The organism is Aquimarina aggregata (genome assembly GCF_001632745.1).
Classification (GTDB): domain Bacteria; phylum Bacteroidota; class Bacteroidia; order Flavobacteriales; family Flavobacteriaceae; genus Aquimarina; species Aquimarina aggregata.
The window spans coordinates 38,023-58,639 of sequence record NZ_LQRT01000001.1 but is presented as its reverse complement, the minus strand read 5'-3'; the positions used below and the strand labels follow the sequence as shown (position 1 = coordinate 58,639).

General features: G+C 32.0%; 25 protein-coding genes. 13 read left to right on the top strand and 12 right to left on the bottom strand.

Annotation, left to right across the window (positions count from 1 at the left end):
- Nucleotides 1-106 precede the first annotated feature (106 nt).
- The 6 genes from AWE51_RS00245 to AWE51_RS00220 form a co-directional block, all read right to left on the bottom strand.
- A complete protein-coding gene (locus AWE51_RS00245; RefSeq protein WP_066307846.1) occupies nt 107-2,062 on the bottom strand; it encodes a thiamine pyrophosphate-dependent enzyme in 1,956 nt (651 codons plus the stop codon).
- A gap of 22 nt (nt 2,063-2,084) precedes the next feature.
- On the bottom strand, nt 2,085-2,468 hold the full coding sequence (locus tag AWE51_RS00240) for a DUF2721 domain-containing protein (RefSeq protein WP_066307842.1): 384 nt from the start codon (nt 2,466-2,468) through the stop codon (nt 2,085-2,087).
- A 2-nt stretch (nt 2,469-2,470) separates the two neighbouring features.
- Nucleotides 2,471-3,226 (bottom strand): hypothetical protein, encoded by a 756-nt coding sequence (locus AWE51_RS00235; RefSeq protein WP_066307840.1) that lies wholly within the window; start codon nt 3,224-3,226, stop codon nt 2,471-2,473.
- Nucleotides 3,227-3,269: 43 nt separating this feature from the next.
- Nucleotides 3,270-4,880, bottom strand: coding sequence for a glutamate synthase-related protein (locus AWE51_RS00230; protein WP_066307838.1), 1,611 nt, complete (start codon nt 4,878-4,880; stop codon nt 3,270-3,272).
- 330 nt (nt 4,881-5,210) lie between these two features.
- Nucleotides 5,211-5,876, bottom strand: a complete 666-nt coding sequence (locus AWE51_RS00225) for a Crp/Fnr family transcriptional regulator (protein WP_066307836.1) — start codon at nt 5,874-5,876, stop codon at nt 5,211-5,213.
- Between the two features lie 186 nt (nt 5,877-6,062).
- Nucleotides 6,063-6,398 (bottom strand): single-stranded DNA-binding protein, encoded by a 336-nt coding sequence (locus tag AWE51_RS00220; RefSeq protein ID WP_066307832.1) that lies wholly within the window; start codon nt 6,396-6,398, stop codon nt 6,063-6,065.
- Nucleotides 6,399-6,802: 404 nt separating this feature from the next.
- On the opposite strand from AWE51_RS00220, the gene AWE51_RS00215 reads away from it, so the two are divergent.
- From AWE51_RS00215 to AWE51_RS00175, 9 genes are all read left to right on the top strand, one after another.
- Entirely contained in the window at nt 6,803-7,354 is a 552-nt protein-coding gene (locus tag AWE51_RS00215) for an RNA polymerase sigma factor (protein WP_066307830.1), read from the top strand.
- Nucleotides 7,351-7,764 (top strand): hypothetical protein, encoded by a 414-nt coding sequence (locus tag AWE51_RS00210; protein ID WP_066307828.1) that lies wholly within the window; start codon nt 7,351-7,353, stop codon nt 7,762-7,764. Before AWE51_RS00215 ends, AWE51_RS00210 begins: the two co-directional genes overlap by 4 nt.
- Before the next feature lie 14 nt (nt 7,765-7,778).
- Entirely contained in the window at nt 7,779-7,997 is a 219-nt protein-coding gene (locus AWE51_RS00205) for a hypothetical protein (protein WP_066307825.1), read from the top strand.
- 165 nt (nt 7,998-8,162) lie between these two features.
- Entirely contained in the window at nt 8,163-8,564 is a 402-nt protein-coding gene (locus tag AWE51_RS00200; protein WP_066307823.1) for a hypothetical protein, read from the top strand.
- A 220-nt stretch (nt 8,565-8,784) separates the two neighbouring features.
- The gene (locus AWE51_RS00195) at nt 8,785-9,504 is read left to right on the top strand and encodes a DUF6503 family protein (protein ID WP_066307821.1); all 720 of its coding nucleotides are present in this window, start codon (nt 8,785-8,787) and stop codon (nt 9,502-9,504) included.
- Nucleotides 9,501-10,046: a hypothetical protein gene (locus AWE51_RS00190; protein ID WP_157765991.1), complete on the top strand. Its 546-nt coding sequence runs from the start codon at nt 9,501-9,503 to the stop codon at nt 10,044-10,046. The genes AWE51_RS00195 and AWE51_RS00190 overlap by 4 nt, the downstream gene beginning before the upstream one ends.
- Before the next feature lie 64 nt (nt 10,047-10,110).
- Nucleotides 10,111-10,911: a hypothetical protein gene (locus AWE51_RS00185; RefSeq protein WP_066307817.1), complete on the top strand. Its 801-nt coding sequence runs from the start codon at nt 10,111-10,113 to the stop codon at nt 10,909-10,911.
- A gap of 29 nt (nt 10,912-10,940) precedes the next feature.
- The gene (locus tag AWE51_RS00180; protein WP_066307815.1) at nt 10,941-11,477 is read left to right on the top strand and encodes a sigma-70 family RNA polymerase sigma factor; all 537 of its coding nucleotides are present in this window, start codon (nt 10,941-10,943) and stop codon (nt 11,475-11,477) included.
- Nucleotides 11,478-11,538: 61 nt separating this feature from the next.
- A complete protein-coding gene (locus AWE51_RS00175) occupies nt 11,539-12,426 on the top strand; it encodes a PhzF family phenazine biosynthesis protein (protein ID WP_066308511.1) in 888 nt (295 codons plus the stop codon).
- Nucleotides 12,427-12,906: 480 nt separating this feature from the next.
- Here the strand turns inward: AWE51_RS00175 and AWE51_RS00170 are convergent, their stop codons facing one another.
- The 3 genes from AWE51_RS00170 to AWE51_RS26820 form a co-directional block, all read right to left on the bottom strand.
- Complete coding sequence (locus tag AWE51_RS00170; protein ID WP_066307813.1) at nt 12,907-13,521, bottom strand: DUF4230 domain-containing protein; 615 nt, start codon at nt 13,519-13,521, stop codon at nt 12,907-12,909.
- Nucleotides 13,522-13,661: 140 nt separating this feature from the next.
- On the bottom strand, nt 13,662-14,198 hold the full coding sequence (locus AWE51_RS00165; protein WP_066307811.1) for a DUF4136 domain-containing protein: 537 nt from the start codon (nt 14,196-14,198) through the stop codon (nt 13,662-13,664).
- Between the two features lie 82 nt (nt 14,199-14,280).
- Nucleotides 14,281-14,457 (bottom strand): DUF5522 domain-containing protein, encoded by a 177-nt coding sequence (locus tag AWE51_RS26820; protein WP_158597703.1) that lies wholly within the window; start codon nt 14,455-14,457, stop codon nt 14,281-14,283.
- 29 nt (nt 14,458-14,486) lie between these two features.
- Here AWE51_RS26820 and AWE51_RS00160 point away from each other — a divergent pair, with 29 nt between their 5' ends.
- On the top strand, nt 14,487-14,813 hold the full coding sequence (locus tag AWE51_RS00160) for a hypothetical protein (RefSeq protein ID WP_066307808.1): 327 nt from the start codon (nt 14,487-14,489) through the stop codon (nt 14,811-14,813).
- 46 nt (nt 14,814-14,859) lie between these two features.
- Here the strand turns inward: AWE51_RS00160 and AWE51_RS00155 are convergent, their stop codons facing one another.
- Entirely contained in the window at nt 14,860-15,795 is a 936-nt protein-coding gene (locus AWE51_RS00155; RefSeq protein ID WP_082832254.1) for a polysaccharide lyase family 7 protein, read from the bottom strand.
- Nucleotides 15,796-15,870: 75 nt separating this feature from the next.
- Between AWE51_RS00155 and AWE51_RS00150 the strand changes: the two genes are divergently transcribed.
- The 3 genes from AWE51_RS00150 to hemL are packed head-to-tail and all read left to right on the top strand — an operon-like array spanning nt 15,871 to nt 19,050.
- Nucleotides 15,871-16,815: a 1-aminocyclopropane-1-carboxylate deaminase/D-cysteine desulfhydrase gene (locus tag AWE51_RS00150; protein WP_082832253.1), complete on the top strand. Its 945-nt coding sequence runs from the start codon at nt 15,871-15,873 to the stop codon at nt 16,813-16,815.
- 7 nt (nt 16,816-16,822) lie between these two features.
- Entirely contained in the window at nt 16,823-17,761 is a 939-nt protein-coding gene (locus AWE51_RS00145) for a glucosaminidase domain-containing protein (RefSeq protein WP_066307797.1), read from the top strand.
- A 2-nt stretch (nt 17,762-17,763) separates the two neighbouring features.
- Nucleotides 17,764-19,050: a glutamate-1-semialdehyde 2,1-aminomutase gene (gene hemL, locus AWE51_RS00140; RefSeq protein WP_066307794.1), complete on the top strand. Its 1,287-nt coding sequence runs from the start codon at nt 17,764-17,766 to the stop codon at nt 19,048-19,050.
- A gap of 71 nt (nt 19,051-19,121) precedes the next feature.
- On the opposite strand, the gene AWE51_RS00135 is transcribed toward hemL, so the two are convergent.
- Nucleotides 19,122-19,670, bottom strand: coding sequence for a hypothetical protein (locus AWE51_RS00135; RefSeq protein ID WP_118505636.1), 549 nt, complete (start codon nt 19,668-19,670; stop codon nt 19,122-19,124).
- 379 nt (nt 19,671-20,049) lie between these two features.
- Nucleotides 20,050-20,505 (bottom strand): hypothetical protein, encoded by a 456-nt coding sequence (locus AWE51_RS00130; RefSeq protein WP_066307789.1) that lies wholly within the window; start codon nt 20,503-20,505, stop codon nt 20,050-20,052.
- Nucleotides 20,506-20,617 lie beyond the last annotated feature (112 nt).

Genomic DNA, 20,617 nt, shown 5'->3' with positions numbered 1-20,617 from the left:
ACCAATTACCATTGTCAAATAAAAATGCCCAATATTCAGAACTAGTCTTATTGATTAAGATTGAAGAGTTGAAACTTCATTTGTTAAATGTCGAATCATTTTAATTTTATATTAATGTAACATCGGTAATGATTTCTAATAAAGCAGGGCCATTGTGAGCTTTAAGTTTTTCTAAAGCAGGGATTAATTCTTCTTGTTTTGTAACTTGAATACCTAATGCGCCGCAGTTTTCTGCGTATTTGGCAAAACTTACGTTATGCAAGGAGGTTTTCCACACGTCTAATTCTGCAGCTTTTTGTTCTTTAGATATTTTTCCTAGTTCAGAATTGTTTAGTAATACGTGTTTTATATTCATATTGTATTTGACTAAGGTCATCATTTCCCCTAAGTATTGTCCAAAACCACCATCACCAGATACAGACCAGACAGGTCTTTCATTACCTTGTGCGGCCCAAGCGCCCATAGCAGCAGGAAGAGAAAAGCCAATTGACCCCAAATATCCAGACATTAAAATGGACTGATTTTTAGGTTCAAAATAGCGGCCAAAAGAATAAGTGTTGTTTCCAACGTCTACAGCGATTACCGCATTTTCGGGTACAACTTTGTTCATCGCATCAAAAACTGCAATAGAGCTTACTCCTTTGTTACTTGTGTCGTGTAATCTACTTTGTTTTTCTTCTTGCCAAATTTCCCAACGTTTTGCAATTTCGGGACGTCTATCTATAGTGTTAATCTTATCGGTTATTTGTTCTTTTATACTAGATAAGGTTTCAGAAATTTCACCCCATAAAGCGGCATCTATTTTATGAAACTTGCTTAGTGCTGTGGGGTCGTAATCAACTTGAATAATAGGTTTTTTAGGAGTGATCCCGGTATGATTAGAAAATGATGCACCAAATACGATTAGTAAATCGCTTTCATTCATAAACCATGATGCGATAGGAGTACCGCTGCGCCCCAAAACACCACATCCTAATTCATGATTATCTGCAATAAGCCCTTTACCCTTAAAAGTAGTAATTACAGGACATTTTAATTGTTTTGCAAAAGCAGTAATTGCATCCATGTGAAACCGTGCACCATGTCCTACTATAATAGCTGGTTTTTGTGATTTAGAGATCATATCTACTGCCTTTGCAACCATTTGCTTTGGTGGCGATATGTTCATAGGTGTAATTCTACCGTCCGGGGTTTGCGCTTCTTCTATCTTAGGTTTAGGCATAAACGCGACTTCATCAGGAAATGTGATATGTGATACATTTCTATTTAACAAAGCACTTTTAATAGCTAAACTCATTAGTTCACTATGTTTTGAGTTTTGTTGTACAGCATGATTAAAATCGGCAACTGTTTGAAAAGCACGTACTAGATCAACTTCTTGAAAAGCTCCTGTACCCATTACTTGGGTATTGACTTGCCCCGAAAATGCTAACATGGGAGCTCTGTCAACTTTTGCGTCCCACATTCCTGTAAACATATTCGTAGATCCAGGTCCTGCAATCCCAAAACAAACGGCTGGTTTGCCTGTTAACTTACCATAAGCAGAAGCGGCAAAAGCTGCTGCTCCTTCATGGCGTATACCAAAAAATTGTAGTTTACCTTGTTCTTCTAATCTCATCATGGCATCTGCTACACCTAGATTAGAATGTCCAACCATTCCGAAAACAGTATTTACACCCCAATTTGTCATGGTTTGCATCATGACATCAGAAATGGTATCTTGATGTGTAGTTTCTTCTGGAATACCTACGTATATAGCTTCATCTTCTTCTTTTACATCAAAAGTAGTTACCCCATCATCATAACCTCCTGGGGGTAATCCAGTACATGGATCAAAATCCCAACCATGCCAAGGACACCGTAACATTCCATTCTCTATGGATCCTTCTCCTAATGGACCACCTTGATGTGGGCAACGATTATCGAGTGCAGAAAATTTACCATTGTAATGAGTCAAACAAACACCTTGATGTCCCGCAGTTACAGTTTGAACCCTTCCCTCAGGCAATCGATCTTTGTTATCTAGTACTTTATACCAAACAGTTTCTTTTTTTGAAGTCATGAGCGTGTTTTTTTTCTGAATGTTAGCATTTGTTGTGAAATTGATCTTGTCTTATTTTAACTGCTCTAAAGGAATACGTAATGAGCATAATTAAGGCAATAAGAGCACTTATGATTCCTATAATCGTAATATATATACCAGAGTCAAAAGTAGAAGCTACACTTTTATATACTCCTGCTACTAAAGCAGAAATCACTAGGCATGCCACGGCTATATAAAGAAATACCATGGCGTTATTTAGTAGTTTAAGCTGCTTTAATTTTCGATTTATAAGAATGGTTTTGGAGGTATCTTCATTAATTAACCACTTGATCTCGGCACTTAAATTTACCAACAGGTTTGAAGTAGATAATATTAAAAGCCCTATACCAGGTATTATTGTAGCCGGGATATACCAATTTTCCATGATCAATAGTTTCTAAGTATTGAAATAGCTTCGTTAAAAAACAAGGTAGCCATTTCTTTAGTTGTTTCTGTGACAGGTAAAATAGCTCCTTTAAACTGATCAGAATACCAGTTTCCATAAGTAAGTTTAGAAAGACTAGAAGTATCCAGAGCGTCATGGCCTTTATAACCACTAATATAGAAATAGTAATCGTCATGCATACTATCCGGTATTGCCATGCCAAATCCAACAGAAATATCTTTACCTGTGAAAATGCTAAAGGCACCTGTGTCAAAATGGTGAGGCCAGATTCTAACGTCTGATTTTAACTGTTGCTGTTGTAAAACATCTTGCAAAACTGTATTTGCTAATGCTCTTTGTTGCATTAGTTTTTGAAGTATCGAATTATCGGTATCTGGCACTGAAAAACTATAGTCTTCTGTAACCGAGTATGGGAGTTCATAATGTAAATCATATTTAAATGGTTTTACAGTTTTTATTTCTTTTAAAACTTTTTGTATCCATTCTAATACTTCATGATGTGTTTTTCCATTTAAATTTAGGCTAAAGCGTGTCGTATTTTTTTGTGTCCAGTGTAAGGCGAATTTTTGATAATCAAGGGCAAGCTTATATCCGGCATCATTTAATGATCGGGTTTCTAGAAATCCCTTTTCAATATTAAATCCAATATTAGTGTGACTATCATCATCTTTTTTATCTAAAAAACTTATTTGCGCCGCAGCCAAATATTGTGAAGCAATATGCAATTGAGTAGTCATAGATTTTATGTTTATTAATTAATAGTAGTTTACTTTAAGTATCCTAGATAATACCAGCATAATTGATACCTGTTAATCGATGCATGTCATAGTCAAAAGTTGTAAGGTCATCAAAGTTAAATTTAGTAATATCATCATGACCACAGGATCGGGCAATTACTTGCATTAACTCTGTCGAGGCTTCAAAATAATTAGCTAATTGTCTTGCAGAAGATTGTATTTTTAATCTAGCTCTTAAGTCTTCTTTCTGAGTAGCGACACCAACTGGGCAGTTGTTTGTGTTACAAGCTCGCATTCCTACACAACCTATAGCCTGTATAGCGGCATTAGACACTGCAATAGCATCTGCACCTAACATCATAGCCTTTGCATAATCTTCTGCGATTCTTAGGCCTCCTGTAATTACTAGGGTTACATCTTTTACACCTTGTTTATCAAGAAATTTTCTAGCTCTGGCAAGTGCAGGAATAGTAGGTACATTGATATTATTTCTTAATACAGTCGGTGCAGCACCGGTACCGCCACCGCGACCGTCAAGAATAATGTAATCTGCATCTGCTTCTAAAGCAAAAGCAATATCTTTTTCGATATGACTTGCAGCTAATTTAAAACCAACGGGTATGCCTCCTGAAACTTCACGAACTTTGTCCCCCCATTCTCTAAAATCTTTTACGGTAACAAGATTAGTAAAAGTAGCAGGAGAAATTGCAGCTTCTCCTTCGTTTAAGTTTCTTACTTTGGCGATCTCTCCTTTTACTTTTTCACCAGGTAAATGACCTCCTGTTCCCGTTTTGGCACCTTGCCCTCCTTTAAAATGAAAAGCTTGCACTTTAGGAACTCTATCCCAAGCAAAACCAAATCCGGCTGAGGCGTATTCCATAAAGTATTTTGAATTTTCGGCTTGTTCATCTGGTAGCATTCCTCCTTCACCAGAACAAATTCCTGTCCCAGCCATTTCTGCACCTTTTGATAGCGATATTTTTGCTTCTCGAGATAGTGCTCCAAAACTCATATCACTTACAAACAAGGGAATATCTAATATTAAAGGTTTTTTGGCTTTAGGGCCAATTACTACTTTAGTGGCAACCGGGTGATCATCTAATAGAGGTTTTTTTGCTAGCTGAGCTGGAAGAAATTGTATGTTGTCCCATTTTGGTAAGGTGTTACGATCAACACCCATAGCCTCGGAAAACCCATGATGCCCAACTTTTTTTAATCCATATTGAGCAAGATGTTTAATATAATTCGTGTAGGGTTCTGTGTCTTCGGGGTGAGTATCAGCATATGCTCCCAGATATTCGTCTCTATTAAATGGTTGCGGGTACGCTTTTAGATATGTATTGATCTCCTCTTCATCTACATATAGGTTATCATCGTCTATTTTGATAGTGAATTTATGCAATACTTCATGATTATTATATTCTGAAACACCAGTATCTACTCTGTAATCCCAACCATGAACACCACAAATTAGATTGTCTCCTTCTACATGACCGTCAGACATTAATGCACCTCTATGTAAACATCTTCCATATAAAACAGAAATTTCTTTGTCAAATTTTACAATAACTAGATCTAGCCCATTAACCAAGGCATGACTTGGTTTTTTATTTTCTAGCGTACTGATTTGTGCAATTAAAACTGGTTGCTTCATGATTGTGTGTTTTTATTTTGATTTTTTTAATTCAGTTTTTTCATTTTGTATGTCGGTACTATAAAAACGAGTACAAAATTATTTTCTACCTGATCCCTACTGTGACCAAAATTTTCTTTAAGATAATATTTTATAATGCATTTCTTTTTTTAGTATGGTAATTGTAACTTATATAGAAAACATCTAAAGAAAAATATATGATTGTTTTAATGATTGATATAACATTATTGAGTGCTTTATAATTTGACGAAAAGATCAGTAAAGGCTTTCGATTTATTATGAAATAGATTTAGTTTGTAATTGATGTATAATTTTTTTTGCACTATATTTTTACGTTTTTTGTTTTAGTAATGATAAAAACTGAGTATTGTAATCTATTATTCTTTGTTTTCTTAAGATACTCATTACATTACTTACAGTTTGTCTTGATGTATTTGTGAGATTTGCTATATCTTTATGTGATAATAGATTTTTAGCAGTTATTTTACCTTTTTCAATTTCTCCAAACTCATTAATATAATCGACAATAAAATCTGTAATTCTTGCAGTGCTATCTTTATATAGTAAGTCTCGCAAACGCCTTTCTAATTTTTTTATTCGTAAACCATATATCTTGAGGATGCCGTTTTTAAGAGATTTATGTTTTTCTATAATCTTTTCCATTCTATCAGCTTCTATATAACATATAATACAATCTTCTAGGGCTATGGCATATTCTTTAGTTGTAGGTTGTTCTTCTAAAAGAGAGAGCTCGCCAAAAATATTTCCTTTTTTAACAATGTATTTCACATTTTCATCAGAGGCATCTACTATTTTGATGGTTCCTTTTTTGAGGAAAAAAATGCATTTTTGGTCTCTAGTACGTAATTGGATAGTAGTTCCCTTATCAATATTTTTCATTTCAAGGATTTCGCACATACGCATCATTGTAATTCTACCAAGTTTATTAAACAGGTTGAATCCTTCTAAAAACCAATATTTAGTATATGTATTCAAATTAAAGAAGTTGTAAGTTAATACTGTTAAAAGTAAAGTATTTCAATACTATTGATTGTAAATTAATTTGAGAAACTTACTTCAGGCGACAATCTGATAAAATTTGCACCTATTAAATTATGGTTCTAATGTAAAAAAAGCCCTTTGTTAGAGGGCTTTTTAAATTTGTGTTTCAAGATATGATGATTATTTATTTCCGAGCATTAGAAGTTCATTGCAGACGACCTCGGTAATGTATCGTTTTTGACCATCACTATCATCGTAACTACGAGAAGTAAGTTTTCCTTCAATAGCAAGTTCTTGACCTTTACTTACATATTTTTCAATAATATCGGCCGTTTTTCCCCAAGCTACAATATTGTGCCATTGTGTATCTGTTATTTTATCACCTTGTTTGTTGTAGTAATAATCATTTGTTGCAATAGAGAACTTAGCTAGTTTTTTACCGGATTCCAGATTTACAATTTCTGGTTCTTGTCCAAGGTTTCCAATTAGTTGTACTTTGTTTTTAATCGTGTTCATAATTTTTGTTTTCGTGTTAAACCTTTATTATTCGTATTATGTTCTAAAGTTTATATTCAGAACTTTTTTAATGTATTTTAAATTAGAAACAGTTTGTGTTGTACTAATTCAATTCGACACTGCAAACCTATAGTATGACTTATATCAGATTCGGTTAGGAAGTATTTAATTTCATTTGTATTCGTTTGTAAACGTTTGTTTGCGTTAAGAGCGTTTTTATTTTCTGAGATTATTGTATAAACACCTTGATCTCCTTATTCTTTTTAAATCAGTTGCATATTGTTATTTATAAAAACTAATAACCAATGTTTAATTTGATCTTTTTTAAATAAAAATGTTCTAAAATGCAATAGATTTAAAAAGTATCGTCTTTTAAATAAAGGCCTTTCTTAAATGGTTTTTACATGAATTTGGAATCAGACAATAGTAAAAAACTTAAAGATTTTTTTGGAAGAGAATATCAATCTCTCAAGATGTATGTAAACACAAAAATAAGTGATACAGCAAATCGAGATGCAGAAGATATTATCCAGGATGTTGCCTTGAAATTGTTTTCGGGCGCGGATAGATATGGTCCTATACAAAATGTGGCCGGTTTCGTTTATAGATCAATAAAAAATAAAATTATTGATATTATGAGAACAAATAAGTACAAAGAAACCTCAATAGATAGTGAAGATGATCTTTTAGAATTGGTAGACGTATTACAACAATCAAATGAAGTCTATCCTTCAGACAAATTAATCACACTGCTTAAGAAATGTATAGACAAGCTTAAACCGGCTTATAGAGATATAATCATAGCTGTAGATTATGAAGGGTATTCATATCAAGAAATTTCAAAAGAAACAGGAATTCCTGCAGGAACATTAATGTCCAGAAGACATAGGGCAATCGGAATATTGTATAAAAATATAGAATTAGAAATAAAAAAACATAAAATACATGTATCATGACAAATTTTTTCACTCATAAATTCAGGAAAAAATCACCAATCGAAATCATTGGGATAATACTATTTGGAATAATCGCCATAACCGGATTAGCAATTTTATTTGGATTTGTTATTATGTGGTTATGGAACTGGCTTATGCCCGAAATTTTTGGACTTACCACACTTACATATTGGCAAGCAGTAGGTTTGTTTATATTGTTAAAATTACTAATCGGCGGTTGTGGTAGTGGAGGCAGTGGTAAAAGCTCATCAAAAAAATCTAAAAACGATTGTAAAAAGGATTCAAAAACTGATTTTTCGAAATGGAAATATTATGATAAATTCTGGAAAGAAGAAGGGGATGAATATTACAGGCAATTTGTAGAAAGGCAATCAGGTCAAACAGAAGAAAATACATCAGAATCAGAATAATACGATAAAAAATAATGGAATTACTATTATTTCGAACGGATATTAAATCAAAGAAAAAAGTAAAATCTTTAAAACCGACTTTTAATAATCATTCAGAAATTATAAAATGGTCTATTGATCTTGAAGATATAGATAATGTGCTCAGAATTGAAGCTACAAAAAAATTGTCAGAAGAGGATGTTATTAAACTGGTTCAACTTAAAGGTTTTTATATTAAAATATTACCAGACTAAATGTTTGAAATCATGATGGCTTAAATATCCTATTATGTAACTTCTAAGATTAAAATTGAAATACTACAAAAATAGTATCTTGCTTTAAATGTATAAGACGAAATTTTTTGCAAGTATCAATGGTGATATAATAGAAATTTTATCCTAATTATTAAACCGTTAAAAATGAATAAAATAGCTTTAAAATATCATTTAGCTCTTCTACTCATGAGTTTTGTTACTTGGGGTTTCTTTGTACTTGTTGGATTGCCAGATTATTATCAGAGCTGGAGTTACGAAGCAAAGGTAATTATAGTAATACTTGTAACAATTATGTACATACCCCTTGCTCCATTTTTATTAAAAAAGATGTTTCCAGATCGTGAATATTTTAAAAACTCACTTTGGTTGGCTTTATACTTAACAGTACCATTATTTATATATGATGTGATTTTTATTGGTTGGATTGGTGGAGAAGGACTACAGTTTATACCAATATATTGGTATTTAACTTTTTTTTACTTCTCATTTTGGGTGCAATTTCCATTGATTGGGCTTTTGATGGAAAAAAATATAGAGGATGAATAGATGTTCTCAAGAAAAAATCATAAAGTAAAGTATAATTTTATAATAAATTAATGTTAAACTATATGATTCACTGTTTGTTGTGATGTAATTTTCGTTTGAAAATTATTATACACGAAGTATCTTGATTTTGATACGGTATAAATAGCTGTAATCATCATTTTTATCAATAAAAAAGTACTCATCATACTTAAAACTTTTACTTCAATCAAAAAACGTATTTATGAAATTAATAGTATTTGGGCTATGCATACTACTGTTGTGCGGTTGTGCTGAGAAAAATTCTCTTAATGGTTTACAGCTTTTAGAGAAAACAATAGCGCAGCATGATTCACTAAATTTGTGGCATAAAACTAGGTTAGATATTCATATTCAAGAACCTAGACTAGCTAATCCTCATCGTTATTCAATTTTAAAATTAGATAACTCAAAAAATACTTTTGAGTTGTCAAGAAATCGAGATCAGTATATTTCTACACATGTTTTAGATAACAATGCTAATAGTTATGTTCTTTTAGATGGAAAAAGAGATATCGATTCTGTACTTAAAAAAAGATACAGATTAGATGCATCCAGAAATATAGGTTATAAGAATTTTTATCATCTTATGTACGGCCTACCTATGTCGTTAAACAAGTATCTGCTTACAATACGAAAGACAACAAAGACAAAATTTAACAAAGAAGAATGTTATAAAATTGAAATAGAATTAAAGGAAAAGATGATTTCAAAACATTGGAATGTCTTTATTTCTGAGATAGATTATAAAATTAAAGGCGTTGAAATCATTTTTCTGGATGATCCAAATAAAGGAGAACGTTTGTATTTTAATGGAGATGTTGTCATAGACAATATTACAATTCCAAGATTTAGACATTGGCATGAGTTAAAGGATGATAGCTATTCTGGTAGTGATATAATCATAAAAGAAATAACAGAATGAGAATTATGATAGCTAACAAAAAGATGAATTTGATGTGTTCAATGAATTTTTTAGGATTATTGATCAGCATTTTATTGGTATGTGCTTCATGTAGTTTTAACTATACAATATCAGAAGAGGAAGAAAAGAATAAAATTTTAGAATTACATCAAAAACAACGGGAGTATCATTTTAATAAGATGGCAGAAGAATTTGCTTCTCAGTTATCTTCGACTCATATTTCTGTTAATAGAGGCGAAATAAATATGCCCTCAAAAGAAAGTAACATTAAACGTTTTAGCAGTTACTTTAATTCTGTAGAATTTGAGAAATGGGATGATGTTAACCCTCCGATTGTTAGATTTTCTGATGATTATAAGATGGCGTATGCGATTGTAAACAAAGAGGTTATTGTAAAATATTCTAATGAAAATGAAGAATTAATAAGAGAGAAAACCGAGTTTTCTTGGGTTGCGATTTATAGGAAATACGATGAAGGATGGAAAATTGATTGTGTTGCTTCTACTAATAAGCCAAGTGTATCAGAGAATATGAATATTTAAAATAATATGTTTACACGAAATATGGTAATAGAATTGGTTTATCCCGTAAATAAAAATCTAAATAATGAAAAGAATAGAGCTTTTTGAGTTTGAGGATTTTATTTGGTTTCCCGAAGTGATACGAACTTGTATGACTAATTTGATTGTAGTTTTACATAAAATTTTAAATACTAGTGAAGTACTCGTAGGTTTATTAGAAAATGTTCAGAAACATCACGAATTTTCTAAAGTAATAGATTTAGGATCAGGTTCTGGAGGAGCAATGCCTGAAGTGATCAAGTTGATTAACGAAAAAAAAGATGAACCAATACAGTTGATTTTAACAGATCTGTACCCAAACTCAAAATGTATACATAAGATAAATAATGGAAGTTTAAAGAATGTGGTATATAAAGAAACCTCTATAAATGCAACAAATTTAGATAAAACACCAAAGGGACTTAAAACAATGGTGAATAGTTTTCATCATATGCCTCCTGCTCAGGCAAAGAAAATATTAAAATCAGCTCAAGAAAATAAAGAACCAATTTTGATATATGAAATGGGTGAAAATTTTGTACCTACTCTTATCTGGTGGTTATTTTTACCAGTTTCATTACTAATCTTATTTGTGATGTCTCTTTTTATGACTCCCTTTGTACGCCCTTTGACATGGCAACAAATAGTATTTACGTATTTTATTCCGATCATTCCGATTTGTTATGCTTGGGATGGTCAAGCTTCTACAATGAGAACCTATACTTTTAAGGATGTAGGATATTTATTGCAAGATATAGAAGATGAAGATTATACTTGGAAAATAGAATCTGCTAAGAAAAAAAACGGAAAAAAATTAGGCTACTACATTCTGGGACTTCCAAAATAGGTAGATGTAGTACTTATAAAAATAAATCCATGAAAAAAGATGTTGAAAATATTTGGATAGACCTTAATGAAGAACTCTATAAGTTTATTTACAGTAAAGTAAAAGACAAAGAGGTCACCAAAGACATTCTTCAAGAAGTTTTTATAAAGATACAGTTAAAGATAGGACAGTTACAGCAAGTACAGAAACTCATTCCATGGATATATCAAATTACGCGCAATACTATTATTGATTACTTTCGTTCGTTAAAAATTAAAAATATATCGGTTGACGATATTGATATTCCCCAAGAACAAAGTGAAGATATAGCATATACAAAGTTGAGTACATGTATCAATCAAAAGATAGATTTGCTGTCTAGTAAACATAAAGAGGCTATTGTTTTAGTGACGTTTAAAGAGTATTCTCAAAAAGAACTAGCTAAACATTTGAAAATCTCATATTCAGGAACAAAATCCAGAGTACAGAAAGCAAGAGATATTTTAAAAGAAAATATTATTAATTGCCCAAATGTAGAAACAGATATTCAAGGAAAGTTAATTGACTTTGATTCTAATAACTCATAATTTTTCACGTCTTTTTCTATAGTTCTGCGTCCATTATATATCATACTAAAAAATGGATAAAATGAGCGATACAAAAAAAATTGAAGTACAAGTTTTAAATGCCTTTGTAGATAATGATCAAGGAGGTAATCCTGCAGGAGTTGTTTTAAATGCAGATAATTTATCAAATGAAAACAAATTAGAAATTGCTTCGAGAGTTGGTCTTTCGGAAACTGCATTTGTTTCAAAATCTAATCGTGCAGATTTTAAGTTAGATTTTTTTACACCAAATAAGCAAATAGCACATTGCGGTCATGCTACTATAGCGACATTTTCATATTTAAAACAATTAGGGATAGTAAAAAGTGACCACTCTAGTAAAGAAACAATTGATGGTGTTTTAGAAATATTGCTAAAGGAAGACTATGCATATATGGAACAAAAAGCACCAAGATACATTGATGTATCTCATAAAAAGAAAGACATTTTAATTGCGCTTGGGTTAGATAAAAATGACCTTATATCAAATAAGCCAATTCAAGTCGTAAATACAGGAAATTCATTTATGCTTATTCCAGTTAAAAATTCTACTATACTAAAAAATATAGAGCCCAATCATGATATAATTACAAGCATTAGTAATGAACTTGATTTAATTGGTTTTTATCCGTTTACTCTGGATACAAAACATAAGGATAGAGATGCCAGTTCAAGAATGTTCGGGCCTAGATATAATATTTTCGAAGAAGCAGCAACAGGTATGGCCGCTGGGCCACTTGCTTGTTATCTTTATGATCAATTTAAAAGTCAAAAAAAGAAATTTTTAATAGAACAAGGGGAGTATATGAAAAACCCCTCATCAAGTTTAATTACTGTAGATCTTACTGTAAAAAATGGGCGTATTACTAGTCTCATGGCAGGTGGGAAAGGTATGTTTAAAAAACGTATTAATATCGAAATAAACAGTTGATTATGGTTCTGTACTTAGTTTGATCAACTGCTACTACAGACAAGGTAGAATCCTTTGATGATTATAAATGAAAGGTTTTATTTATAGGTACTAAGTGTAAAAATATATTAGATAAGAGAGCACAAGAGATGCGACTTAATTTACTATCAATTAATTTTTTTTAATTTTTGATATAACAGGGGGGTAGGGTATTTTAAATGTATCGCGTTTTAACTATGTAAACTAATTAGTAATCTGTAGAAAATTTTAGAGATTGAGGGACAAACAAATTTCTATAAAAGCAGATTTATAATAAGGTGGAAAGGGTTTTCTCTTTCCATCTTTTTTAAAATACAGAACTGTCATCCCAGTCGATCTTTAGACTTTTTCTGTGATCAGTTTTGATCAAGAAAGATAAATTATACGAGTTTGTAGTACTATAGTTCCCAGGTCAAAGATGGGATGACTTTTGTTTATTATTAACTATAGGGTATTCGAAAGTTAATCAATGAATTGTTTTAGATTAGCAGGAGTTTCTATAATAGTGTTGTTATACTTTAATGTCCATCCCAGAGAATTAGTTAAAATATATAATTTTTGTAGTTCACTAATTAATCTATCTTGAGAATTAGTTACTAATGTAGATTTTTTTACTTTTTCTTCTAATTGTTTTTTTACTTTTTCCCTAATTAAATTATGATCATCAGGAATAAATTGATTAAAGAAATCAGCTTGTAGATCATGGTATTTTATAGTTGGATTAATGTTTATTTCAGCTTTAGGAATTTTAGTAATTACCACTGTTTTAGTTGTATTATCGATATGATGTTCAACAGTACTTAAATCATAAGAAACCTGGACATGGGCGTTTACTTCTACAATTGCTTTTTTGGTAGCAGTCAATAAATCCAAATAGTATTTTTTATCATCCTTATACGTAATAACCTCGGCAAAGTGCCCCTCGGTTACTACTAATTTACCAACGTTTTTAATTTGAGTTAGAATAAGATCAGATGATTCAAGTTCGGTTTTTCTGATAGTAGATTTATCAATAAAATATTTTATTCCAAAGGCTACCATAAAAGCTAATGCTGCACCAAGTAAAAAATTACGCATAAACGAGTATTATCAGTATAAGTTCAGAAACTTAAAAATCAATTTAAGGCTATCTTATATTCAGTTTTGTTATAAATGTACACAAAAAAAAGCCTCTCATAAAAGAAAGGCTTTATCTATCTATAATAAAAATGTTTTTCTTAGTTATTCGCTAAAGGCGGATATTCTTTTAAAATCGCAGTAACGATTTCATTCATTTTTTCTTGTTTTCTATTTACATCTTTAGTTAATGCAGAGGTTCCCATACCTTGCCATACTAGTTCTTTTTTAGAAGCGTCAATAAGATCAATATATAAAGTACCCTCGGTTACACGAGAAACGCTATTAAAATTATTTCCACCCCAAAACCAAGGATTCCAACCCCATCCATAACCCCATCCAAAGTTATTTTGGTAGATATTGATGTTTTCTTTGGTCTTAGTAAAAATACTTACAAGCATATCTGGATTATCTGATTTAGAGAACCCCTTTGTAGCCATATCTGCTTCAATAGCTCTTAAAATACGCTTTTTATCCAGATCACTGATGTCAGCTTTATCTATTCCGGGTTTGTAAAACGCGAAACTCCTGTAAGTGTTAAAATTTGCTTTCTTATCATAATCTGAAGCAACACGAACGGTAGTGCACGAACTAAGAGTTATGATAAGGATTAATGATAAAAGTGAAAAAAATTTCATAATCCCTGATTTTAAAGGTTTAACAATAGCTTTTTTTAGAAAAAATAAGCACAATAATCATACCATGCAGTAGGTTAGGCAATTATTTTTTAGAATAAGTGTTTGTTTTTTTGTCATAGCCATACGGACAGTGTCTACATCCACTCTCACAACAATACCCTCTTCTAAGGTGATATTGTTCTGTAAAACATCGATACCCTTCTGGGGTAATATAATAATCTCCTTCTTTTGGAGTTAATACTTTTTTAGGGTCTCTCATTTCGTACAAAAATAGTATCTTAGAGTTATATGCGCATAGTAGTTAACAAATATTTGATAGGTAGGCATTTTGTTGGGATAGCGCTTTGGCCGTTTATTGTGGTTAAAGATCCTTTCTTAAAAAAAGACGAATACTTTATTAATCATGAAAAAATTCACTTGAGACAACAAGTAGAATTACTTGTCATACCCTTTTATTTTTTATATTTTACAGAATACTGTTTTAGGCTATTACAATATCGAAATGCGCAATTAGCATATTGTAATATTTCATTTGAAAGAGAAGCTTACCTTAATGAAGATGATTTACACTATCTCAAGAGAAGAAAACCTTGGAGCTTTATCAAATATCTTTAAAAGTTTGAATATATACTTGATTAAATATTCCTTGTCTTTATAAAACCTAGTTATGTGTTGTTTTTGCGCTATATAATATAACTTCTGCTGATTGCGTGTAGTCAGAATTCCATTTAAAGTAATTTCCTGTTTTAAAATAATTCTCATAAGTATAACCATTACCTACATAATCGTATAATGTTATATAACCGGTATCTAAGTTTTTATTTGGGCAAACTAATTTGTAGATAAATTTTCCATCTTCAACTTTTAAATGAATGGTAAATTTTTCATTATCAACACGACCAATAGTAACTTTGCCATCACCCTCGCTAGTCCATTCTCCACTAGTAGGTTTTTGATAGTATTCGATAACAATATTACCGTCAAACCACTGTGCTTTAATCGTAGCAGGTGAGTTTTTGAGTCCTAAGGCTTCGTTCTTGATACCATGAATTTGAGCTATATAGGTTTGCTTTCTTCCTTCGCAATAATTTACTTTTAGTGTAGATTCTAAAAGGTGAGTTCCTTCTGCCATAGACCAATTGTCAGAAGTACTTTGATTACCTCTCCAATATTCTCTAAGCTCCGTCCTGCAATACTTGCTTGCATCTAGAGCAGATTCTCCAGACGTCGTATATCCAGTAAATTCTGTAAAAAAGGTATAACTACCATCTTGATTTTTATAAAAATATTTTTTTTGATCCGCAGTAAGTCCGTCATTTTCTATAGTTTCATAATATATAGAAGTAGCCTTACCATTTCCGCGGTTTAAAGGCACAGATAAGTACCAATTTTTCCAAACAACACTTTCTTTTTCAGTTGGCTCTTCTTCCTCTGTTGTGTCTTCATCAACTGGATCTCCATCAGAAACTGGTTCGGTGACCGGCATATTGTCTTCTTCAGAACTACTACAGCTAATGAGTATGCTTAAGCATAATAAAAGTAATACTCTTGTAGAGGATAGTAATATAGAGCAAGTTCTTAAAGAATTGATTTTCATAGCACTGTTATTTTGGTCAACCAAAAGTAAACAAAAATAATTAAACGTAGTTTTGCAATATCAAAAACAAAGAATATGCAGAATTTTTTTTCTTCGGAAACTAAGTTTTCAGAGAATAAACAAATAAAGCACGAGCTTTTGGATAAGGCAAAGGTATCCTTGGATATTAAAAGAGAAGATCTTATACATCAGTATGTTTCTGGAAACAAATTCAGAAAATTGAAGTATAATTTATTAGAAGCTAAAAATTTAGAGCACAACACTATTCTTACTTTTGGGGGAGCATATAGTAATCATATTGCGGCAACCGCAGCAGCAGGAAAAATACTGGGGTTAAAAACAATAGGTGTAATTCGCGGAGAAGAGCTAGCTAACAATCTTGATAAAACCCTATTAGAGAATGATACACTTGGATTTGCCGCTAAAGCCGGAATGCAATTTAAGTTTATAGATAGAAAAGAATATAGAGATAAAGAGTCTTTATCGTTTAGAAATAAATTAGTAGCCGAGTTTGGAGATTTTTATTTAATTCCAGAAGGAGGGACCAATGACTTGGCAGTCAAAGGTTGTCAGGAAATACTAACAAATAATGATATTGAATATGATATTATTTGCTGTGCTGTAGGTACAGGAGGTACAATGTCGGGAATTGTTAATAGTACAGGACCGAACCAAAAAGTTTTAGGTTTTCCTGCGTTAAAAGGGGATTTTTTATCTAAAGAAATCAAAAAATATACTTCAAAGACAAATTGGAATTTGATAAATGAGTATCATTTTGGAGGATATGGTAAAATAAATGAAGAAGGAGTAAATTTTATAAATAACTTCTATGATCAGCAACATATCCCTCTAGATCCAGTTTATACAGGTAAGATGGTCTTTGGGATTTTTGACCTAGTACAAAAGGGGTTTTTTATAAAAAATACTCGTATTTTAGCCGTGCATACCGGAGGGTTACAAGGCATTGCTGGTATGAATAAAAAATTAAAGAAAAAGAAGCTACCCCTTATTACAATTTGATAGTAAAATGAGGAAATTTATTTCATTAGTATGTGTTACAGTTTTTTTAATTTCTTGCGGAGGAAATAAAAAAGTGTTAACAACGTCATCCAAGACAAAAAGAGCAACGTCGAAACAGACCACTGTTACGAAGATTGAGAGAAATACAAGAGAAATTGTAAAAGAAGAAACTCCTACCTCTGTAAAGAGACCTCCAAAAGCTGCACTTCCATATAAAGAGCGTGTAAGACAGTATATTTTTGAATTTTCAGAAATTGCTAAAAGTGAGATGAAAACGTATGGTATCCCAGCAAGTATAACCTTAGCCCAAGGTATTTTAGAGTCTGGAGCAGGCTATGGAGATTTAACAACTAGGGCTAAAAATCACTTTGGAATAAAATGTCATGATTGGACCGGAGATCGGGTGTATCATGATGATGATCGCCTTCAGGAATGTTTTAGAAAATATGACCAAGCAAGTGATTCTTTTAGAGATCATTCTTTATTCCTTAAAAACAGAAAACGCTACGCTAGATTATTTACTTTTAGTAAAAAAGATTACAAATCTTGGGCTCGTGGTTTAAGAGAAGCGGGATATGCGACGGATAAAAAATACCCTCAAAAACTCATTGCGATCATAGAGCAGTATCGTTTGTACGAATTTGATAATGATGTCTTAGGAAGAAAAAAACGACCAAAAAAAGAAAAAATTACTGAAGCAGTTGTTACGACACCTCAAGTCTCTAAGCCTGTCATTAGTACCATTAGTGCTCTTACGGCTACTACTAAAAAAGGAGAACACGAAGTAATTAACGGAGATACGTTATATTCTATATCGCGTAAATACAAGATTTCTGTCGAAGAATTAAAAGCATTTAATAAGTTAGTAAATAACAATATCAAAGTCGGACAGGTACTAAAAGTAGCTAAAATAATTGTCGACGAAGAGGAAGAAGATTTTAATTAAAGATGATCTATCAAAGAAGTAGCGCATTGTTTACAGAAGCGCAAAAAGTAATTCCAGGAGGAGTTAATTCACCTGTAAGAGCCTTTAAAGCAGTGGGAGGAGATCCTATATTTGTCAAAGAAGCTAAAGGAGCTTATTTATATGATGAAGATGGAAACCGATTAATAGACTATATAAATTCTTGGGGTCCGATGATTCTTGGACATGCACACCCGCCTGTTGTAGAAGCGGTAGTCGAAAAAGCCAAAAAGGGAACTAGTTTTGGTATGCCCACAGAAATAGAAACACAAATTGCCGAATTAGCAGTATCAATGGTGCCTAATATCGATAAAATACGGTTTGTGAATTCAGGTACCGAAGCTTGCATGAGTGCTGTAAGATTGGCTAGAGGATATACCCAAAAAGACAAGATAATTAAGTTTGCAGGATGCTACCATGGCCATAGTGATTCTTTTTTGATACAAGCAGGTAGTGGTGCGGTAACGTTCGGAAGTCCGAATAGCCCAGGTGTTACAAAAGGAACAGCACAAGATACTCTTTTGGCAAAATATAATGATTTAGAACATGTAAAGGATATTATTTCTTCTAATCTAGAAGAAATTGCATGTATTATCATTGAACCTGTAGCGGGAAATATGGGCTGTATCCCGCCGGCAAAAGGATTTCTTGAAGGATTAAGAGCATTGTGTGATTCACATAATATTTTACTCGTTTTTGATGAGGTTATGACTGGTTTTAGGTTAGCAAAAGGTGGTGCTCAAGAACTATTAGGTGTAAATGCAGATATAGTAACCTTCGGAAAAGTAATTGGAGGAGGACTACCTGTTGGTGCGTTTGCAGCAAGGGCAGAAATTATGAATCACTTGGCCCCATTAGGACCAGTGTATCAGGCAGGGACGTTGAGTGGAAACCCTCTAGCAATGGCTGCAGGATTGGCAATGCTTAAAGAGCTTAATCAGAACTCTCAAATTTTTGATAGTCTCGCTAAAAAAACAGAATACTTGCATAAGGGAATTGCAAAAGCCCTTGTCGAGAATAATATTACCCATACAATTAACAGAATTGGATCTATGATTTCGGTTCATTTTGCTGAAACGAATGTTGTAGATTTTGATACGGCTACCCATGGTAATAACGAAACTTTTAAAAAGTTTTTTCATGGAATGCTCAATAACGGTATTTATATCGCACCAAGTGCTTATGAAACTTGGTTTATAACAGAAGCATTAACATATGAAGATCTAGACACTACGATAAACGCAGTGCAAAAAGTGGCACAAACATTATAAAAGAATTTAAAAAATAAAAAAGCTATCCCAATTTTGTAGTGTTACAAAATTGGGATAGCTTTTTAGCTCATTTATGATGATAACCAAGCACCAAGCTCTTTTGTATCCCCATTGGGATATCTTACGCCATATATTTCTGCTTCAATTTCATGTATATAAGGATATTTATCCAAATACTCTTCACCACCATAATCACTATAATCTCCTCGTATTGGAAAAATAGCAATATGCTCCATATCTTTTAAGCCATGTAATTGCCCCAATACCCATTTACCTAATTTTGAAGTAATGGCATCTTCGGTAGCTAAGAAAATAAATTTTTTATGTTCCTTTATTTTATTTTTAATAGCTTGATGTACAAGTTTAACAGCTGCAGTAGAAGTGTCATCAAACATATTTGCTTCGATCCAATCTGCAGCAAGTAAAACATCAAAATTGCTCAAAAAATTAATAGCGCTGTCTAATTCTTCTAATTCATCATGTTTGTGAAATATAAATACAGGGACTTTAAAATCAGGATTTTCTTCTCTGAAAAGTTTTAAACTTTCAGTAACTGTTTTCATATATATCCTAGCAGAGTTTCTGTACTGTTTAAGCCCATAATGTGGTAAAATACTCATTTGTGTGAAATGTATTTATTGTTGTGTATAACGTTTTAACACTAGAATTTGTTATACTACGTTTTGTTAAATAAAATTTTTAACTCGTAATATAGATTGTACGTTATTTCTTTAAGGTAAGTTTAAGCTATGTTGTATTAAAAATACATTATTTTTCTATGTATTAGTGTTAAAAAAGCAAAGAAAACAAACAGGTAGATATAACTATTAGACGAAGTAATTTTGATTTGATATACTATTTTGAAAAGAGTATTAATTAAATCAAAATGTAAGACCTCTCAGAGGTTTCAAGAAATTCTAGAGAGGTCTTAACACTAATACAAACTCAATTTTCAATGTTTTGATAAGATGCAGCTTAAAAGCTGTTTTATTATTGCGTTTATTCTTTTTTTGTAAAAAGTAGGTTCATTTCGTCATATACTTTTTTTACATCAGGTTCATCTTTCCCAGCCCTATACCGTATTGCTTGATAAAAACTTAGTGCGTTGGTATAGTTGTCATAGTCAAGTAAAATTTTAGTATCTGTTAGTTGTTGGGTTAGTTGTTTAAGGATATCAATATTTTCTTTGATTTGAAGACATGTGGTGTAATCTCTATCAAACTCTTCTTTATCTAAAAATGTTGGTACCAAATCTGGATGTTGTTCCATATGATTTTTGGCAGTATCGATGATGCACATGTTTTGATTTGCAATATGTATATATTGATCACGTTGATCTGTTGTAAGCTCTATAGCCTTACCAACGATTACTTCTTTTATAGCTAGAATACCTTGATTAAGCTGATGTAATTCTGCATCAGAAAAGGTAATGCTACTTAGATTTTCTAAGGACATTTTAATGGGTTTACGGGTTTACTAGAAATGTGATATGGCAAACCTAAGTGAAATAAACGTGTGATGTAAAGGGGACAATCTCCCTTTCTTACAGGGGAAATTTCTGGAAACT

Coding starts and splice junctions, on each gene's coding strand:
- AWE51_RS00245 (WP_066307846.1), bottom strand. CDS start 2,062: ATGACTTCAAAAAAAGAAACTGTTTGGTATAAAGTACTAGATAACAAA.
- AWE51_RS00240 (WP_066307842.1), bottom strand. CDS start 2,468: ATGGAAAATTGGTATATCCCGGCTACAATAATACCTGGTATAGGGCTT.
- AWE51_RS00235 (WP_066307840.1), bottom strand. CDS start 3,226: ATGACTACTCAATTGCATATTGCTTCACAATATTTGGCTGCGGCGCAA.
- AWE51_RS00230 (WP_066307838.1), bottom strand. CDS start 4,880: ATGAAGCAACCAGTTTTAATTGCACAAATCAGTACGCTAGAAAATAAA.
- AWE51_RS00220 (WP_066307832.1), bottom strand. CDS start 6,398: ATGAACACGATTAAAAACAAAGTACAACTAATTGGAAACCTTGGACAA.
- AWE51_RS00215 (WP_066307830.1), top strand. CDS start 6,803: ATGAATTTGGAATCAGACAATAGTAAAAAACTTAAAGATTTTTTTGGA.
- AWE51_RS00210 (WP_066307828.1), top strand. CDS start 7,351: ATGACAAATTTTTTCACTCATAAATTCAGGAAAAAATCACCAATCGAA.
- AWE51_RS00205 (WP_066307825.1), top strand. CDS start 7,779: ATGGAATTACTATTATTTCGAACGGATATTAAATCAAAGAAAAAAGTA.
- AWE51_RS00200 (WP_066307823.1), top strand. CDS start 8,163: ATGAATAAAATAGCTTTAAAATATCATTTAGCTCTTCTACTCATGAGT.
- AWE51_RS00195 (WP_066307821.1), top strand. CDS start 8,785: ATGAAATTAATAGTATTTGGGCTATGCATACTACTGTTGTGCGGTTGT.
- AWE51_RS00190 (WP_157765991.1), top strand. CDS start 9,501: ATGAGAATTATGATAGCTAACAAAAAGATGAATTTGATGTGTTCAATG.
- AWE51_RS00185 (WP_066307817.1), top strand. CDS start 10,111: ATGAAAAGAATAGAGCTTTTTGAGTTTGAGGATTTTATTTGGTTTCCC.
- AWE51_RS00180 (WP_066307815.1), top strand. CDS start 10,941: ATGAAAAAAGATGTTGAAAATATTTGGATAGACCTTAATGAAGAACTC.
- AWE51_RS00175 (WP_066308511.1), top strand. CDS start 11,539: ATGAGCGATACAAAAAAAATTGAAGTACAAGTTTTAAATGCCTTTGTA.
- AWE51_RS00170 (WP_066307813.1), bottom strand. CDS start 13,521: ATGCGTAATTTTTTACTTGGTGCAGCATTAGCTTTTATGGTAGCCTTT.
- AWE51_RS00165 (WP_066307811.1), bottom strand. CDS start 14,198: ATGAAATTTTTTTCACTTTTATCATTAATCCTTATCATAACTCTTAGT.
- AWE51_RS26820 (WP_158597703.1), bottom strand. CDS start 14,457: ATGAGAGACCCTAAAAAAGTATTAACTCCAAAAGAAGGAGATTATTAT.
- AWE51_RS00160 (WP_066307808.1), top strand. CDS start 14,487: ATGCGCATAGTAGTTAACAAATATTTGATAGGTAGGCATTTTGTTGGG.
- AWE51_RS00155 (WP_082832254.1), bottom strand. CDS start 15,795: ATGAAAATCAATTCTTTAAGAACTTGCTCTATATTACTATCCTCTACA.
- AWE51_RS00150 (WP_082832253.1), top strand. CDS start 15,871: ATGCAGAATTTTTTTTCTTCGGAAACTAAGTTTTCAGAGAATAAACAA.
- AWE51_RS00145 (WP_066307797.1), top strand. CDS start 16,823: ATGAGGAAATTTATTTCATTAGTATGTGTTACAGTTTTTTTAATTTCT.
- hemL (WP_066307794.1), top strand. CDS start 17,764: ATGATCTATCAAAGAAGTAGCGCATTGTTTACAGAAGCGCAAAAAGTA.
- AWE51_RS00135 (WP_118505636.1), bottom strand. CDS start 19,670: ATGAGTATTTTACCACATTATGGGCTTAAACAGTACAGAAACTCTGCT.
- AWE51_RS00130 (WP_066307789.1), bottom strand. CDS start 20,505: ATGTCCTTAGAAAATCTAAGTAGCATTACCTTTTCTGATGCAGAATTA.